This is a genomic window from Flavobacterium keumense (assembly GCF_029866485.1).
In the GTDB taxonomy this organism is placed as follows: domain Bacteria; phylum Bacteroidota; class Bacteroidia; order Flavobacteriales; family Flavobacteriaceae; genus Flavobacterium; species Flavobacterium keumense.
This window is the reverse complement of sequence record NZ_CP092332.1, coordinates 896,195-912,072: the sequence shown is the minus strand read 5'-3', so window position 1 is coordinate 912,072 and position 15,878 is coordinate 896,195. Positions and strand designations below refer to the sequence as shown.

The following is a 15,878-nucleotide window of genomic DNA, read 5'->3' as shown; positions in this document are numbered from 1 at the left end:
CTAATTAGGTTTTGTATAATAAATTTGAAGTTTTAATCTTTTATCTTCCGGAATGGAAGGATGAGTCCCATAAAGAATAGTTCCCAGAGGATTCATAACCGAAGCCTTAACGATTTTGGCAGAAAAAGAATTTGCATTTCTTAATTTGACAAAACTAGACTCCGAAATATTTTCTGTAACTACAAGACCTAGTTTTACGTTAGTAGAATCTGCATGCTTAACTAAATTACGTATCTGATTCGTAATCCTAATTTTATACGTTTGTCCTCTACCATTAGTAACTGCTTCTTTATTGATTAAACCACTAAAGACATATTTAGATTTTTTAGCATCTGAAGAATTTGTAGCGTCTAAATAATAATCAACTACTGGTTTATTATGTGTGAGATCATAAAGGTAGACTCGGTTTGGCTCTGTACTTGAGGCCATTTTGGTTGCATCAATATGAAAAATCAGGTTCGCTTCATTAATTAACCAACCTCTACTTCTAATCAAATCTAACTCTCCTGGTGTTTTAAATAAATCAATTACAGCCATCGATCCCTCTCCTCCTTTCAAATACAAATTAGCATCTCCTAAACTTGAATTGGGATTAGTAACTGCATTTATATACGACGCATTCAAATTACTTTGATCTAAAAGGCTTACTGAATTTCCTGTCAAATTAAGCTCAATAGTTTTAGGAACCCTAGTAGTAACATTATTACTCACTTGGTCCTCTGTGTAACTTATTATTATTTTTCCGGATTTGAAATTCATCATTGCCATACTGCCTGCACTCCCAGAAACAGTCTCAACCTTAAAATAAAGACCTCTAAAATAGTTTTTAAATGCTTCATTGCTTACCAATTTATCAGAGGATGCATTTAGAATTTTATCCCTAAAAAAACTATCGCTCAGTTTTAATCGCATTGCTGGAACAGAGCGAGTTGTAGTAACTTTACCGTCTGTAGCTGTTGTTTTCTGAACAATTTCTTTCGAATCAAAAAAGAACAAATCGTTTTGAGATGGATTTGAGGAATTATTGAGGCGCGTACCCAATTTAGCATTATCAAATACAACATTTTGATCTGTAAAGTACTTTTGACTTTCTTGAAATGAAGTTGCAGGATCTAAGTCACGCATATAATATCCCGACTCATATATGCTTAATTTGATAGGAGATTGACCACCATAAATCGAATCTAATTCATAGACATGACTCCCATCAGAATTAGTAGTTTTTAAAGTACTAAAGTAAGGCACAGATAAATATACACTATCAATCACAGCATTAGCTCCTATAGTTGGAGCTATTGAAGACAAACTCAATTGAGTAGCAAAATGAGCTGTTGTTTTACCAAATGCTGGGTCATCATAAATACCAAGGGCATTTATTGGTAAATTATTACTGTCAACAGGCCCTATCTTTTGATTATGAGCCACTACATCAGAAGTGTATTGTAAAAAGTCAAAGTGATTTTCTCTAATAAATCAGCCCCAATAGCATTATAATCTTTATCACAAGAATACAAAATGAGAGCTACTAAGATTAAAATTAATTTCTTAAAAAAAGAAGTATTGTACATGTTTTACGCTAAAGTTTAATTTTTAAAGAACCTCGTTTTTATAGAAATTAGTATACGCTTCTGCAAATACTTCTTTCGATTGGAAAGGTAAAAAAGGTTTTCCTGAAGTTTCTATAAATTTTGTTAAACTTGGTGATAGATTTTCAGAACCAATAATAACAGCGTCAGAATGTTTAATTGTGGCTTTGATAATGTTTTCATAATTAGGCACTTCAAGATCCAAAATAGACTCCAAAGGCACATTATCAAATTTCACTTTATTAATCATTTCCGAATCTAATGTCCCTTCAAATGATTCACTGTATACAGAAGTAACTATTTTAGTTTCAGAAAACAAGGCCTCATTCTTATAAAAATGCTTCATGTAAATGGGTAACATTGCTGCCATCCAACCGTGAACATGAATAATATCTGGAACCCAATTTAATTTTTTTACTGTCTCTACTACTCCTTTAGCAAAGAAAATAGCACGCTCATCATTATCTGGGTACAATTTTCCTGATTCATCAAAAAAAGTATATTTACGCTTAAAATACTCCTCGTTATCAATAAAATAAACCTGAATTCTTTCCTTAGGAATAGATGCCACTTTAATGATTAATGGCATGTCCAAATCATTTACTACCAAATTCATCCCTGAAAGCCGAATTACCTCATGTAATTGATGTCTCCTCTCATTGATATTTCCATATCTTGGCATAAAAATTCTTATCTGTCCACCTTGATCATTAATCATTTTAGGCGCATCATAGGACATCAAAGAAACCTCATTTTCAGCAAGATAAGGAACTACTTCAGATGATACATATAATATCTTCTTGTCTTTCATATTACAATTTACTTAATTTTTTGGCAATAAAAACCGAGCAAAATTACAAAAATTTATGCACTTTATAACAAATATGTTAAGTTTGCACTCCATTTAAAACATCCATTATGTACATTTTCTACGGAAAAGCTCCATTAATAGCCCATTTAAAACCTATTATATCAGCCAATTCCACTATCGGATTTGTCCCAACCATGGGTGCTTTACACGCGGGTCACCTAGCTTTAATCAAACAATCTTTAAACGAAAATAAAGTAACTGTAGTTAGTATTTTTGTAAACCCAACCCAGTTTAATAACCCTGAAGATTTAGCAAAATACCCCCGAACGCTTGATGCGGATATTAAAAAAATATCCGATTTAAGTTCTGAAATTATCCTATACGCTCCTTCTGTTGAAGATGTTTATGGTAAAAATCCTAAGTCAGAAACTTTTGATTTTGATGGATTAGAGAATGTAATGGAAGGAAAATTTAGACCCGGTCATTTCAACGGAGTAGGCACTATTGTGAAATGTTTATTCGAAATAATACAGCCAACCAATGCGTATTTTGGAGAAAAAGATTTTCAACAACTACAAATTGTGAAAAAATTGGTTGCTAAAAATCAAATCCCTGTAACTATCATTGGATGTCCTATTGCTCGCGAACATAATCAACTTGCTATGAGCTCCAGAAACGAAAGACTCTCTGTACAAGAGCGAGAAAAAGCAAGTATTATTTACCAAACATTACTTGAGGCTAAAGAAAAATTTGGAAAAGAAGACCTTGAAACCATTTATCAGTCTGTTCAACAAACCTTTGAAAACAATCCAATATTTAATTTGGAATACTTTACCATAGCCGACGAAGAAACGCTATTGCCTTGCTTAAAAAAAGAAAAAAATAAAAATTATCGGGCTTTTATTGCTGTTTTTGTAAACAATATTCGATTGATTGACACCATTTCACTAAATTAAATTACTTTTGCATCATGCAAATTCAAGTTGTAAAATCAAAAATACACCGAGTTAAGGTAACTGGAGCCGATTTAAATTACATCGGAAGCATTACTATTGACGAAGCTTTACTAGAAGCTTCCAATATCATTGAAGGTGAAAAAGTAGCCATTGTTAACGTAAACAATGGAGAACGTTTTGAAACTTATGCCATCAAAGGAGAAAAAAACTCAGGTACAATTACCCTAAATGGCCCTGCAGCTCGAAAAGTACAGAAAGATGATATTATAATCATTATATCCTATGCAACCCTAGATTTTGAAGAAGCCAAAACGTTCAAACCTTGGATCATCTTCCCGAATGAAGCAAATAATTCACTTACCTAAATTGAAAATAATTGATTAAAAAGCCTCTTAAGAGGCTTTTTTAATACTTAATCTTTCCAATATGTCGCATTACACGGACAATTCTCTCTTTTCTCCTGTTTATAAACGCAGAAGAATTAGATGCTTTATATTTTCTTGGATTAGGTAAAATAGCAGCTATTCCTGCCGCCTCCATTTTAGTTAAACTAGAAGCATCTTTACCATACCAGTAACGAGTAGCAGCATGGGCTCCATAAATACCGTCTCCCATTTCAATACTGTTCAAATACACCTCCATAATACGTTCTTTACCCCAAATCAATTCGATTAAAACCGTAAAATAGGCTTCCAAAGCTTTTCTAAAATAACTTCTGCCCTGCCATAAAAATACATTTTTGGCCGTTTGCTGCGAAATGGTACTTCCTCCTTTTATCTTTTTGCCATTCGCATTATTTTGAAACGCTTTTTGCATAGCGCTAAAATCAAACCCGTGATGTCGTAAAAAAGTCCCATCTTCACTAGCAATTACTGCTTTTTGCAAATTCATTGAGATCTTTTCAATGGGCTCCCAATCATGTTCAAAATAAATAGGCTTTTTATCCCACTTATTTTCAATAATTCGAATCCCCATTAAAGGAGTAAATGGCACAGGCACAAATTTGAAAAAGACTACTGAGAATACCGAAAGCCCCAAAAACCACACTACAACTTTATATAAAATACGTTTTAATTTAACCATAAGTAAGAATCTAAAAATGCTTCTAAAAAAGCCTGATTTGAATTGGTATAAAAATACTACTTTTTTGGAGCTATCTCCAGCTGTCCACTATATCTTTTTCTTTTTTTTATCCCAAATCCTCCCCTCATCCAAAAAAAGAAAAAGGATGCCGTTCCCATCTGGGCTAAAATTTCGCATTAAAATCGCGTTTCTCATTAGAATTAATTATTTTTATGAACCGAAAATCAATAAATGTTATGAAAAAAATAATTCTTTTCACTCTAATCAGTTTACATGCCATGGCGCAAAACACAATGACTCCTGAACTACTTTGGAAATTAGGCAGAATAAGTCCTTTAGGTATTTCTAAAGACGGCAAAAATATTGTCTACAAAGTAAGTACGCCCTCTGTAGCAGAAAACAAATCCAATTCAAAAACCTACGTTTTACCGATTACTGGAGGCGTGGCAACAGAAATTAAAGACAGTAAAATTATCTTAACAGACAAAAACGTCTCGCCTGACGGGAAATACATCGTGTACAACGAAGAGGTAAAAATTGACAAAGTACATGGAAAAGATTTTTATCCGGAACTACAAAAATCAGACGTACAAATCTACAATGGATTAGACTATCGCCATTGGGATACTTGGAACGAAGGGAAATTCAACCACGTTTTTTACAAAGAAAACAAAGAAGGAGCTATTGGGATTGACCTCTTAAAAGGAGAAAACTTTGATAGTCCTCAAAAACCTTTTGGCGGAGACGAAGATTATATTTGGTCGCCAGACAGCAAAAGTATTTTGTATGTATGCAAGAAAAAAGCAGGCACACAATATGCCATTTCGACCAATACTAATATTTATCAATATGACTTAGCTACAGGAAACACAACTAATTTAACCGAAGGTAATGACGGGTATGATATGGCACCTCAATTTTCATCGACTGGGAATTTAGCTTGGTTACAAATGAAACGCGATGGGTATGAGGCTGACAAAAACGACATTATTGTTTCTTTTAAAGGAATGAAATTGAACTTAACGGCAAATTGGGACGGAAGTGTGGATCATTTTTTATGGAGTAAAGACGGCAAAAGCATCTACTTTATTGCTGCTGTTGACGGAACCAAACAACTTTTTGAAGTGAACTTCCCAGGTACGACAAAAATAGCGGTTCAGGTGCGCCAAATTACCAATGGTGATTTTGATGTGAATGACATTATTGGTTTCTCTGGAGATACCGTTTTTTTAACTCGTGCCGACATGAATCATGCCGCTGAAATTTACTCGTTTCATCTAAAGAAAAAAAGCTGGACTCAATTGTCTAATGTGAACACAGCAACTTACAACACTTTGGCGCTAAGCAAAACAGAAAGACGTTATGTAACCACTACCGATGGAAAGAAAATGCTAGTTTGGGTCATTTTACCTCCTAATTTTGATGCTACAAAAAAATATCCAACCTTATTGTATTGCCAAGGTGGACCTCAAAGTGCTTTGACACAATTTTATTCGTACCGTTGGAATTTCCAATTAATGGCGGCTAACGGTTATATTGTAGTCGCTCCTAACCGTCGCGGAATGCAAGGTCATGGTGTAGCATGGAATGAGCAAATCAGTAAAGATTGGGGCGGACAAGTAATGGACGATTACCTGTCAGCAATTGATGACGTGGCCAAAGAATCGTATGTAGATAAAACACGTTTAGGATGTGTGGGGGCTAGTTATGGGGGCTATTCTGTATTTTATTTAGCCGGTATTCACAACAACCGTTTCAAAACGTTCATTGCTCACGATGGTGTTTTTAATACCCAAAGTATGTTTGGTACCACCGAAGAAGTCTTCTTTAATAATTGGGATTTTGGAGGTGCCTATTGGGAAAAAGACAATGCCGCCGCACAAAAAAGTTATACTACATTCAATCCAATGAATTTGGTAGACAAATGGAACAAACCTATCTTAATCATTCAAGGTGGAAAAGATTTCCGTGTGCCAATTGGACAAAGTCAAGAAGCATTCCAAGCTGCACAACTTCGTGGTATAAAAAGTAGGTTTTTGTATTTCCCAGAAGAAAATCATTGGGTATTGAAGCCTCAAAATGCGCAAGTTTGGCAAAAAGAATTTTTCAAATGGCTGAAAGAAACTTTATAATGTAAAAGAAAACCTCGTCAATGACGAGGTTTTTAGTATTTATTAGTGACAATATCTTCAATGATATTTAAATGATGATCTGTGTGAATTTCAAGGAAACGGATTGTTTCCTTTAGTTTCAATTTTCCAAAGTAAGGATGTTCAAAAAACTGATCTTTGGAAACCATCTCCAACGCTTTAATCGCGTCTCTTGTTTTAGACAAATGTTCTTGTAAATCATCATTGTTTATGAGTGCTTTTGGAACCACAACTTTGGGTGCTTTTGCTTTTCCTCTAGGTATTTTTTTCGTTGCCAAAATAATCAACTTCATCAAACTAAACTTCCAGTTATAATCTTTCGGATTGGACTTTTGTACAGCGCTAACAATCCCATTTATAGTTAAAAGCGAATGTTCAATTTGCCATCCAACAGTAGATTGAGATACTTGTGAATTAATCAATTCACTACTTGGAATATGGTGTTCTAATTGGTTTAATAAAGAATCTAATTTATTTTTCATTTTATGATTTTCGTTTTTTTGGCTCTAAGCAAATCAAAAATACATAATCTTTAATCGTGAATGAAAATTTAGTAAAAAATCTGCGAATCTGCGGTGAATAGACCCAAAAAACTAATCGTATTCCCTCTCAAAACAATACATTAAACAAAAAACCTTGCAATGATGCAAGGTTTTCTATGAAATGTGTTTCATTTTTTATTCCGGATCATTCATTTTGAATGTGTCCATGAAAGCTGTTGTATAATCTCCTGCAATATAACGAGGATCGTCCATCAACTGTCTGTGGAACGGAATCGTAGTTTTAACTCCTTCAATTACGAATTCGTCCAAAGCTCTTCTCATTTTACTGATAGCTTCTTCACGTGTTTGCGCTGTGGTAATCAACTTAGCAATCATAGAATCGTAGTTTGGCGGAATAGAATACCCTGAATATACGTGAGTATCTAAACGTACACCGTGCCCCCCTGGCATGTGCAAGGTGGTGATTTTCCCCGGTGACGGACGGAAATCATTATAAGGATCTTCGGCATTGATACGGCATTCAATTGCATGTAATTGTGGTAAATAGTTTTTACCGGAAATTGGCACACCAGCTGCCACTAAAATTTGCTCACGAATCAAGTCGTAATCAATTACTTGTTCTGTAATTGGATGTTCTACTTGAATACGCGTATTCATTTCCATAAAATAGAAATTACGGTGTTTGTCTACCAAGAATTCTACTGTTCCAGCTCCTTCATATTTAATATATTCAGCAGCTTTTACAGCAGCTTCTCCCATTTTTTGACGTAATTCATCGGTCATAAATGGCGAAGGTGTTTCTTCGGTTAATTTTTGGTGACGACGTTGTACAGAACAATCTCTTTCAGAAAGGTGACAGGCTTTACCATAAGAATCCCCCACCACTTGAATTTCAATATGACGAGGCTCTTCAATTAATTTTTCCATATACATCCCGTCATTTCCAAAAGCCGCAGCTGCTTCCTGACGTGCACTTTCCCATGCTTTATGGAGTTCTTCTTCTTTCCAAATGGCACGCATCCCTTTTCCTCCTCCACCTGCAGTAGCTTTCATCATTACAGGATACCCTATTTCTTTAGCAACTTTTTGTGCTTGTTCAAAAGATTCTAAGATCCCTTCTGATCCTGGAACACAAGGCACTCCTGCTTCAATCATGGTTGATTTAGCCGAAGCTTTATCACCCATTCTGTCAATCATTTCTGGAGCTGCACCAATAAATTTAATACCGTGTTCTTGACAGATTTTTGAAAATTTTGAATTTTCAGAAAGGAAACCGTATCCTGGGTGAATGGCATCAGCATTGGTAATTTCTGCTGCCGCAATAATATTGGACATTTTCAAATAGGACAAATTACTTGGCGCAGGACCAATACACACTGCTTCATCTGCAAACTTTACGTGTAAACTTTCCGCATCAGCAGTAGAATAAACAGCAACTGTTTTGATTCCCATCTCTTTGCAAGTACGAATTACACGAAGTGCAATTTCTCCTCTATTTGCAATTAATATTTTTTTAAACATACTTTTTAGTTTAGAAGTTTATGGGCTTAGGGGTTTAGTAGAAAGAGGTTAAAAAACACTTAAACTTCTAAACGCCTAAACTTTTAAACTATTAAATTATGATGGATCTACTAAGAATAATGGTTGGTCAAATTCTACTGGAGACATATCATCCACTAAAATTTTAACAATTTTACCTGAAACTTCTGATTCGATTTCGTTGAATAATTTCATTGCTTCAATGACACACAAAACATCTCCTTTTCCAACACTACTTCCTACCTCAACAAAAACGGGTTTGTCTGGTGATGGTTTTCTATAGAAAGTTCCAATAATTGGCGATTTAATAGTAATGTATTTAGACTCTTCTGCAGCTGGTGCGGCTGGCGTAGCCGGTGTGGCTGGTACTGGAGCTGCTATTTGAGGGGCTACTGCCTGTTGTACTATTGGCTGTGCTGGAATTTGCTGAACATAAGTGGTTTCTGTGGCAGTTCCTTCTAGAGTTGTTTTGATGGTTACTTTCACATCATCCATCTCTAATTTAACTTCTGCAACTCCTGAGTTTGCAACAAATTTGATTAGGTTTTGAATTTCTTTTAAATCCATAATGATTTGTTTTTAGTTTACATTTATTTTTTATCGTAGGCCCATTTCAAGTAAATAGAACCCCAAGTAAATCCACCACCAAAAGCAGCAAATATTATTGTATCTCCTTTTTTGAATTGTTTTTCAAAATCGTTCAAGACTAATGGTAACGTAGCCGAGGTAGTATTTCCATATCTTTGAATATTCATCAATACTTTCTCTTCTTCTAAATTCATTCGGTTAGCCGTAGCATCAATGATGCGTTTGTTTGCTTGGTGTGGCACCAACCAATCTACATCTTCATTAGTCAAATTATTTCTTTTCAAAATTTGCTCACTAGCATCTGCCATATTAGTTACCGCATATTTAAAAACGGTTTGGCCATCTTGAATAATGTTATGTTTGTTTTCTTTTACGGTATCAATTGTGGTAGGAATTAATGAACCCCCTGCTGGAATTTTTAAGAAATCACGTCCAATTCCGTCTGAACGTAAATATTCATCTAATAGTCCTAAACCTTCATAGTTAGGCTCAAACAAAGCAGCACCAGCACCATCTCCAAAAATGATACAAGTAGCGCGATCCGTATAATCTACAATAGATGACATCTTATCAGCTCCAATAAGCAATACTTTTTTATATCTTCCTGATTGAATGTAGGCTGCAGCAGTTGACATTCCGAACAAGAAACTAGAACAAGCGGCTTGTAAATCGTAGCCAAAGGCATTAGTTGCACCTATTTCTGTTGCCACGTATGCCGCAGTAGCTGCAACAGGCATATCAGCAGTAGCAGTCGCTACAATTACTAAATCAATTTCTAGGGGATTTAAATTGGCCTTAGCCATTAGATCTTTGGCTGCCATAATAGCAAGGTAAGATGTGCCTTTGCTATCGTCTTTCAGAATACGTCTTTCTTTAATTCCTGTACGAGCGGTAATCCATTCGTCATTTGTATCGACCATAGTTTCAAGGATTTCATTTGTCAAAACAAAATCTGGAACATAGGCTCCAACAGCGGTAATTGCGGCTGTAATTGTACTCATTATATTCATTTATTGTTACCAACTACTATGCAGTTGATTTTTTCTAAAAGACTTGAAAATTACAAAAAAATTTTGAATTCAAATCTTTAGCGCTTCAATTTATTAAAAATTATAGATAACAAAAAAAACTCTCACATCGTGAGAGTTCTATTTTAGCTACAAAAATGTATTAAGCAACAGCTTCTGATTTATCGATAACCACCTGTCCTCTGTAGTACATTTTACCTTCGTGCCAGTATGCTCTGTGGTATAAGTGTGCTTCCCCTGTAACAGGACATGTAGCGATTTGAGCTACAGTTGCTTTATAATGTGTTCTTCTCTTATCTCTTCTTGTTTTCGAGACTTTTCTCTTAGGATGTGCCATTTTACTATATTATTTATCCGTTAATAGTTGCTTTAATTTGTCCCATCGAGGGTCAATATCTTCTTCTTTTTTATTCTCTTTTTTGGTTTCTTTGACTGCTAATTCATTCAGTTTTTTTAAAGCTTCTGACTCTAAAGTCCCATCTTTAACTCCTGGATGAACTCGTTTTAGAGGTACTGAAAGTACAATCATTTCATAAATATACTGTGCAACATCTACTTCAAATTCGCCAAAAGGCAAAATCAATAACTCTTCGTTATCATTATTGAATTCTTCGCCGAAACGAACAATCAATTTCATTTTGCTTTTGATTGGCAAATCAAAATCTTCTCCTGTTACATCACAGGGTACATTTACTATTCCTTCATGCTTGAAACTGATTTCCAGCATATTGGACTTTTTCTCTAAAACTACATTTACTTTGATATCCGAATTTTGAAATTCGTCATAATCAAAGAGATCAAAGAACGCATTGTCTATTTGATATTCAAAATGATGTTTTCCTAGCTTTAATCCTACAAACGGAATTAAATATTCTTTCGTCTTCTTCATTTCAACAACATTTTACCCTCAACTACGGGAGCGCAAAGATATAAAATTATTATAAATCCAATAGCCTTATTCTCCTTTTTTTGAAAACTCTTGTTTTGGTCTTATTTTCAAAGGATTCTGACTGATTTCATGGTATTGATTTCTCGAATGAAAAATGTCAATTGCCAAATAAACTGCTTCTTTGAACGAATTGTAATCTGCAATTCCTTTTCCGGCAATATCATAAGCCGTTCCATGATCTGGAGACGTTCTAATTTTATTCAAGCCTGCGGTATAATTCACCCCGTTACCAAAAGACAAGGTCTTGAACGGAATCAAACCTTGATCGTGATAAGTAGCAATAACCGCATCATATTTTTCATATTGGTTGCTTCCAAAGAAACCATCAGCTGGAAAAGGCCCAAAAACCAAAGTCCCTTTTTCAAAAATCTTTTTCAAAGTAGGTTTTAAAATCGCATCATCTTCGTTGCCAATAACCCCACCATCGCCACAATGTGGATTGACTCCCAAAACTGCAATTCGCGGTTTGTTAATGCTAAAATCCTGAATCAACGATTGTTTTATCGTTTCAATTTTTTTCACAATTAACTCTTCTGTCAAATGCTTAGCCACCTCACTCACCGGAATATGATCGGTCAATAATCCTACACGCAAATTATCTTGCACCATGAACATTAACGCATCGCCTTCTAATTCTTGTGCTAAATAATCCGTATGACCTGGAAATTTAAACGTATCCGATTGTATGTTGTATTTATTGATTGGCGCTGTTACCAAAACATCTACCTTTCCTTCTTTCAACGCTTGTGTAGCCGTTACAAATGATTTGATAGCGTACTCACCTACTTTATCGTCATTGGTACCCAAATTCAAATCAAATCCTTCTCTCCAAACATTCAAGACATTCACTTTTCCCAAAACCAATTGGTCTAAACGGTCAATGCCTTGTAAATTGATTTCTAAATTTAAGTTGCGTTTGATGAAAGAAAGCTGTTTTACATTAGCAAAAATAACAGGCGTACACAATTCCAACATTCTCGTATCTTCGAATGTTTTTAGAACGACTTCGCTTCCAATACCGTTTAAATCTCCAATTGAAATTCCAACAATTATATTTTCTGCTTTTTTCATACTCCTTGAGATTATTTATTACTAATTTTGAAGTGCAAATTTAGCAAAATAAAACAAGAAATGTTTACAGGGATTATAGAAACACTCGGAAGAGTTCAAGAAATACAAAAAGACCAAGACAATGTTCATATTACCGTGGCATCAAGCATCACTGGCGAGTTGAAAATTGATCAAAGCATAGCGCATAACGGTGTGTGCTTGACGGTAGTTGCGATTAAAGACAACACCTATACCGTAACTGCCATTGTCGAAACCATCAATAAAACCAATTTATCGCACTGGAAAGTGGGCGATACTGTCAATTTAGAACGCGCCATGAAACTGGGAGATCGTTTGGACGGCCACATTGTTCAGGGTCATGTGGATCAAACGGGGACTTGTATTGCTATTGAAGAAGCAGGCGGAAGTTGGCACTACACCTTTGAATACGACTCCAACCTCAACAATATTACTATCGAGAAAGGTTCTATTACCGTAAATGGTGTTAGTTTGACCGTAGTCAATTCGAAACAAAATCAATTTAGCGTGGCGATTATTCCGTACACCTACGAACACACTAATTTCAATGCCTTTCAAATTGGCACTATTGTCAATTTAGAATTTGATGTGATTGGTAAATATGTGAGTCGATTGTATGGGAATCGATAGGATCTACTTTAAAATCCCGTTTTGTCTGTCATGCTTTCCGTTTGTCAACCTGAACTCGTTTCAGGTTCTAAATAAAAACAGTAAACGAGATTCCGAAACAAGTTCGGAATGAAAAAGTATCTAGGGCCTGTACCCACCGGACTGAAGTCCAGCCTTAAAAAATAAATCGAGCCTATAGCTCTCGTGTGTAACGTACAAGTCCCGTAGGTACGACCGATATCCTAAAAACGGATTTTAATCCGTTGGTAACCGAATGATGCAGAGATGCTGGCTCGAGCGTAGCGAAGAGGAGAAGCAAACGAGTTCAGCATGACAAAAGTTATGTGTATCGACTGGCCTGAAGTCCATCCTTTAAAAATAAATCGAGCCAATGGCTCTCGTGCGTTGCCTGAGGCTCTCGAAGGCAACGACCCATTCCTAACAACGGATTTCAATACGTTGGTGAAATAAAAAAAGCCTCTCAATTACTTGAAAGGCTTATTGTTGTGGTCCCACCTGGGCTCGAACCAGGGACCACCTGATTATGAGTCAGGTGCTCTAACCAACTGAGCTATAGGACCGGTTTGCTTCACAACATTTTTATTACTTGATGTGTTCAGCGAATAAAGCCAAGGCTTTATTTAGAGGTGCAATATTACTACTATTTTTAATTTGCCGCAACTATTTTTAGAGCAGTTTTAAAAAAACTCGTTATTTCTAAAATCCAAAAAAAAGAAACTCTTTGATTGTGAGGATCCTATTAGTGAAACTCTTGGCACAATTCAATCAAAACACCATTAGTACTTTTAGGATGCAAGAAGGCAACCAGTTTGTTGTCAGCGCCCTTTTTAGGTGTTTCGTTCAGCACTACAAACCCTTCTTGTTGAAGTCGGGCAATCTCAGACACAATATCCTCCACATCGAACGCAATATGATGAATCCCTTCGCCTTTTTTTTCGATAAACTTCGCAATCGGACTATCCGGATTAGTCGCTGCCAACAATTCAATTTTATTGGGACCGTTCATAAAAAACGAAGTGGTTACTCCTTCACTTTCCACTACTTCGGCTTTGTAAGCAGGTGCGCCAAACAATTTCTCAAAAAGCGCGTTAGAAACGTCTAAATCTTTTACTGCTATTCCAATATGTTCAATTTTTCTCATCATTTAAAGTTAAATTATGGTTTAAAAATACACTATTTTTATAGGAATTCCGAATACAAACAGCATAATATTTCAACAAAAAGTTTCCATTCCATTAAATATAGTTGTTATTTTGTGACATCAAATTTTCAATTCGTTATGGGGAAGACCTTATTAAAATACAGTGCTGCTTTATTGCTGGTTATTTTGGCTAGTTGCGCCAAAAGAGGCAACATTACAGGCGGAGCAAAAGACACCATTGCACCAGTCTTAAACGCAAGTTTTCCGAAAAACTTTAGCACTGAATTTAAAGGCAATACTATCAAATTAACTTTTGACGAGTTCATCAAGCTAAAAGATTTAAAAAAACAACTGATTATTTCTCCTCCACTTAAAAACGACCCTTTAATTAGTCCGCAAACTCCAACAAAAACAATCACTATTAAAATTAACGATACACTGCAAAACAATACAACATACAGTTTTAATTTTGGACAAAGTATTGCAGACAACAATGAGGGCAATCCCTACAATCAATTCAAATACGTTTTTTCTACAGGAAAACATATTGACTCATTAGCTATTAGTGGCAAAGTAAAAGATGCTTATTTCAAAGATGTAGAATCATTTGTCTCAGTAATGTTATACGACGTCAACAAAAACTTTAACGACTCTATTGTGTACAAGCAAATGCCTCGCTATATTACCAATACGTTAGATAGTTTGAAAACATTTCGCCTAGAAAATCTGCAAGCCGGAAAGTATCTTTTAGTAGCGATGAAAGATTACAATTCCAACAATAAGTTTGATCCTAAAAAAGATAAAATTGGCTTTTACAAACAATTCATTTCTGTTCCTAATGACACCGTGTATGAATTGGAATTATTCAAAGAAAATCTGCCTTTCAAAGCATTTAAACCCACTCAAGCTTCTGGAAACCGATTGCTTTTAGGCTACGAAGGAAATATCAAACTAAAAGAAAACAGACCTAAAATTGTATTAAAAAATAAAGAACAACTTATCCCTTCCATCCTGACTCAATTGCCTAAAAAAGATTCGCTACAGGTTTGGTACAAACCTATTAAAACCGATTCTCTATCTATAGAAGTTACACAAAACGATTACAAAAAGAGTTTCACTTTTAAAGTAAAAGATCAAAAAAAAGACACTTTAAATATCAAAATTGCGCAACAAGGAACACTTAGCGCAAAAAATCGTTTTACTCTAGAAAGTGCTACGCCACTAGTGAAATTCGATAGTACAAAGATGAGCCTAGTAGATCAAGATGTAAAGCAGGTTCCCTTTACTACTGAATACGATGAGTTTGAACAACTCCTATATCTAAATTTTCAAAAAGAAGCCGATAAAGAATACCTGTTCAAATTAGCGGCCGGTTCAGTTACAGATTTGTTTGAGAAGTCAAATACTAATCTTGAATTCAAAATAAATGCTAATGCCTTAGAGAACTTCGGAAACTTAATAGTGAACTTACAAAATGTAAAGCGGTTTCCTGTAATTGTAGAATTAACTAATAGTAAGGGAGATGCTATTGCTACAACTTACACGGACAAAAATACCAGCTTGAATTTTAACTTATTAGATCCTGCTAAATATACGTTGCGCGCAATTTATGATGATAACAAAAACACCATCTATGACCCTGGAAATTTCTTGGCAAAACAATATGCCGAAGAGGTGATTTATTTTTCGAAGGAAATCGATGTGCGTGCTAACTGGGATGTGGTTCAAGCCTTTGATTTAAGTATTCCGTACACTCCTGAGCCAAAAAAGAAAAAGGTAAAAAAGAAAGTAGAAAACAAAAGAAAATAAACCAAAACTAAATTGG

17 protein-coding genes and 1 tRNA gene are annotated in these 15,878 nt (G+C 35.2%); 5 read left to right on the top strand and 13 right to left on the bottom strand.

Annotated features, from left to right (window positions below; translation table 11 throughout):
* Genes bamH through MG292_RS03905 form a run of 3 tightly spaced genes read right to left on the bottom strand, consistent with a single transcriptional unit; the run spans window position 1 to window position 2,397 of the window.
* A complete protein-coding gene (bamH, locus tag MG292_RS03915) occupies window positions 1-1,425 on the bottom strand; it encodes a BamH family beta-barrel-assembly machinery protein (RefSeq protein WP_280158207.1) in 1,425 nt (474 codons plus the stop codon).
* Complete coding sequence (locus MG292_RS03910) at window positions 1,425-1,568, bottom strand: hypothetical protein (RefSeq protein WP_280158206.1); 144 nt, start codon at window positions 1,566-1,568, stop codon at window positions 1,425-1,427. Before MG292_RS03910 ends, bamH begins: the two co-directional genes overlap by 1 nt.
* A gap of 22 nt (window positions 1,569-1,590) precedes the next feature.
* Window positions 1,591-2,397, bottom strand: a complete 807-nt coding sequence (locus MG292_RS03905) for a glycogen/starch synthase (RefSeq protein WP_264534008.1) — start codon at window positions 2,395-2,397, stop codon at window positions 1,591-1,593.
* Between the two features lie 107 nt (window positions 2,398-2,504).
* On the opposite strand from MG292_RS03905, the gene panC reads away from it, so the two are divergent.
* Window positions 2,505-3,353 (top strand): pantoate--beta-alanine ligase, encoded by an 849-nt coding sequence (panC, locus tag MG292_RS03900; protein ID WP_264534009.1) that lies wholly within the window; start codon window positions 2,505-2,507, stop codon window positions 3,351-3,353.
* Window positions 3,354-3,367: 14 nt separating this feature from the next.
* Entirely contained in the window at window positions 3,368-3,718 is a 351-nt protein-coding gene (panD, locus tag MG292_RS03895) for an aspartate 1-decarboxylase (RefSeq protein WP_264534010.1), read from the top strand.
* Between the two features lie 40 nt (window positions 3,719-3,758).
* On the opposite strand, the gene mtgA is transcribed toward panD, so the two are convergent.
* Window positions 3,759-4,436, bottom strand: coding sequence for a monofunctional biosynthetic peptidoglycan transglycosylase (gene mtgA / locus MG292_RS03890; RefSeq protein WP_264534011.1), 678 nt, complete (start codon window positions 4,434-4,436; stop codon window positions 3,759-3,761).
* A 236-nt stretch (window positions 4,437-4,672) separates the two neighbouring features.
* Between mtgA and MG292_RS03885 the strand changes: the two genes are divergently transcribed.
* Window positions 4,673-6,568 carry a S9 family peptidase gene (locus MG292_RS03885; RefSeq protein WP_264534012.1) on the top strand — a complete coding sequence of 632 codons (1,896 nt, stop codon included), beginning with the start codon at window positions 4,673-4,675 and terminating at the stop codon, window positions 6,566-6,568.
* A 32-nt stretch (window positions 6,569-6,600) separates the two neighbouring features.
* Here MG292_RS03885 and MG292_RS03880 read toward each other — a convergent pair whose 3' ends face one another.
* From MG292_RS03880 to pdxA, 7 genes are all read right to left on the bottom strand, one after another.
* On the bottom strand, window positions 6,601-7,068 hold the full coding sequence (locus tag MG292_RS03880) for a DUF1569 domain-containing protein (protein WP_264534013.1): 468 nt from the start codon (window positions 7,066-7,068) through the stop codon (window positions 6,601-6,603).
* A gap of 195 nt (window positions 7,069-7,263) precedes the next feature.
* Complete coding sequence (gene accC / locus MG292_RS03875; RefSeq protein ID WP_264534014.1) at window positions 7,264-8,610, bottom strand: acetyl-CoA carboxylase biotin carboxylase subunit; 1,347 nt, start codon at window positions 8,608-8,610, stop codon at window positions 7,264-7,266.
* Between the two features lie 96 nt (window positions 8,611-8,706).
* Entirely contained in the window at window positions 8,707-9,195 is a 489-nt protein-coding gene (gene accB / locus MG292_RS03870; protein ID WP_264534015.1) for an acetyl-CoA carboxylase biotin carboxyl carrier protein, read from the bottom strand.
* 23 nt (window positions 9,196-9,218) lie between these two features.
* Window positions 9,219-10,217 carry a beta-ketoacyl-ACP synthase III gene (locus tag MG292_RS03865; protein ID WP_264534016.1) on the bottom strand — a complete coding sequence of 333 codons (999 nt, stop codon included), beginning with the start codon at window positions 10,215-10,217 and terminating at the stop codon, window positions 9,219-9,221.
* 169 nt (window positions 10,218-10,386) lie between these two features.
* Window positions 10,387-10,581: a 50S ribosomal protein L32 gene (rpmF, locus tag MG292_RS03860; protein ID WP_200105737.1), complete on the bottom strand. Its 195-nt coding sequence runs from the start codon at window positions 10,579-10,581 to the stop codon at window positions 10,387-10,389.
* A 9-nt stretch (window positions 10,582-10,590) separates the two neighbouring features.
* Window positions 10,591-11,133, bottom strand: a complete 543-nt coding sequence (locus tag MG292_RS03855; RefSeq protein WP_264534017.1) for a YceD family protein — start codon at window positions 11,131-11,133, stop codon at window positions 10,591-10,593.
* 66 nt (window positions 11,134-11,199) lie between these two features.
* Entirely contained in the window at window positions 11,200-12,264 is a 1,065-nt protein-coding gene (gene pdxA / locus MG292_RS03850; RefSeq protein ID WP_264534018.1) for a 4-hydroxythreonine-4-phosphate dehydrogenase PdxA, read from the bottom strand.
* Between the two features lie 60 nt (window positions 12,265-12,324).
* On the opposite strand from pdxA, the gene MG292_RS03845 reads away from it, so the two are divergent.
* Window positions 12,325-12,912 carry a riboflavin synthase gene (locus MG292_RS03845; protein WP_264534019.1) on the top strand — a complete coding sequence of 196 codons (588 nt, stop codon included), beginning with the start codon at window positions 12,325-12,327 and terminating at the stop codon, window positions 12,910-12,912.
* A 486-nt stretch (window positions 12,913-13,398) separates the two neighbouring features.
* Here MG292_RS03845 and MG292_RS03840 read toward each other — a convergent pair.
* Both MG292_RS03840 and mce read right to left on the bottom strand, forming a co-directional pair.
* Window positions 13,399-13,472 (bottom strand) — tRNA-Ile (locus MG292_RS03840).
* Window positions 13,473-13,651: 179 nt separating this feature from the next.
* Entirely contained in the window at window positions 13,652-14,053 is a 402-nt protein-coding gene (gene mce, locus MG292_RS03835) for a methylmalonyl-CoA epimerase (protein WP_264534563.1), read from the bottom strand.
* Window positions 14,054-14,191: 138 nt separating this feature from the next.
* Here mce and MG292_RS03830 point away from each other — a divergent pair, with 138 nt between their 5' ends.
* Window positions 14,192-15,862 carry an Ig-like domain-containing domain gene (locus MG292_RS03830; RefSeq protein ID WP_264534020.1) on the top strand — a complete coding sequence of 557 codons (1,671 nt, stop codon included), beginning with the start codon at window positions 14,192-14,194 and terminating at the stop codon, window positions 15,860-15,862.
* Window positions 15,863-15,878 lie beyond the last annotated feature (16 nt).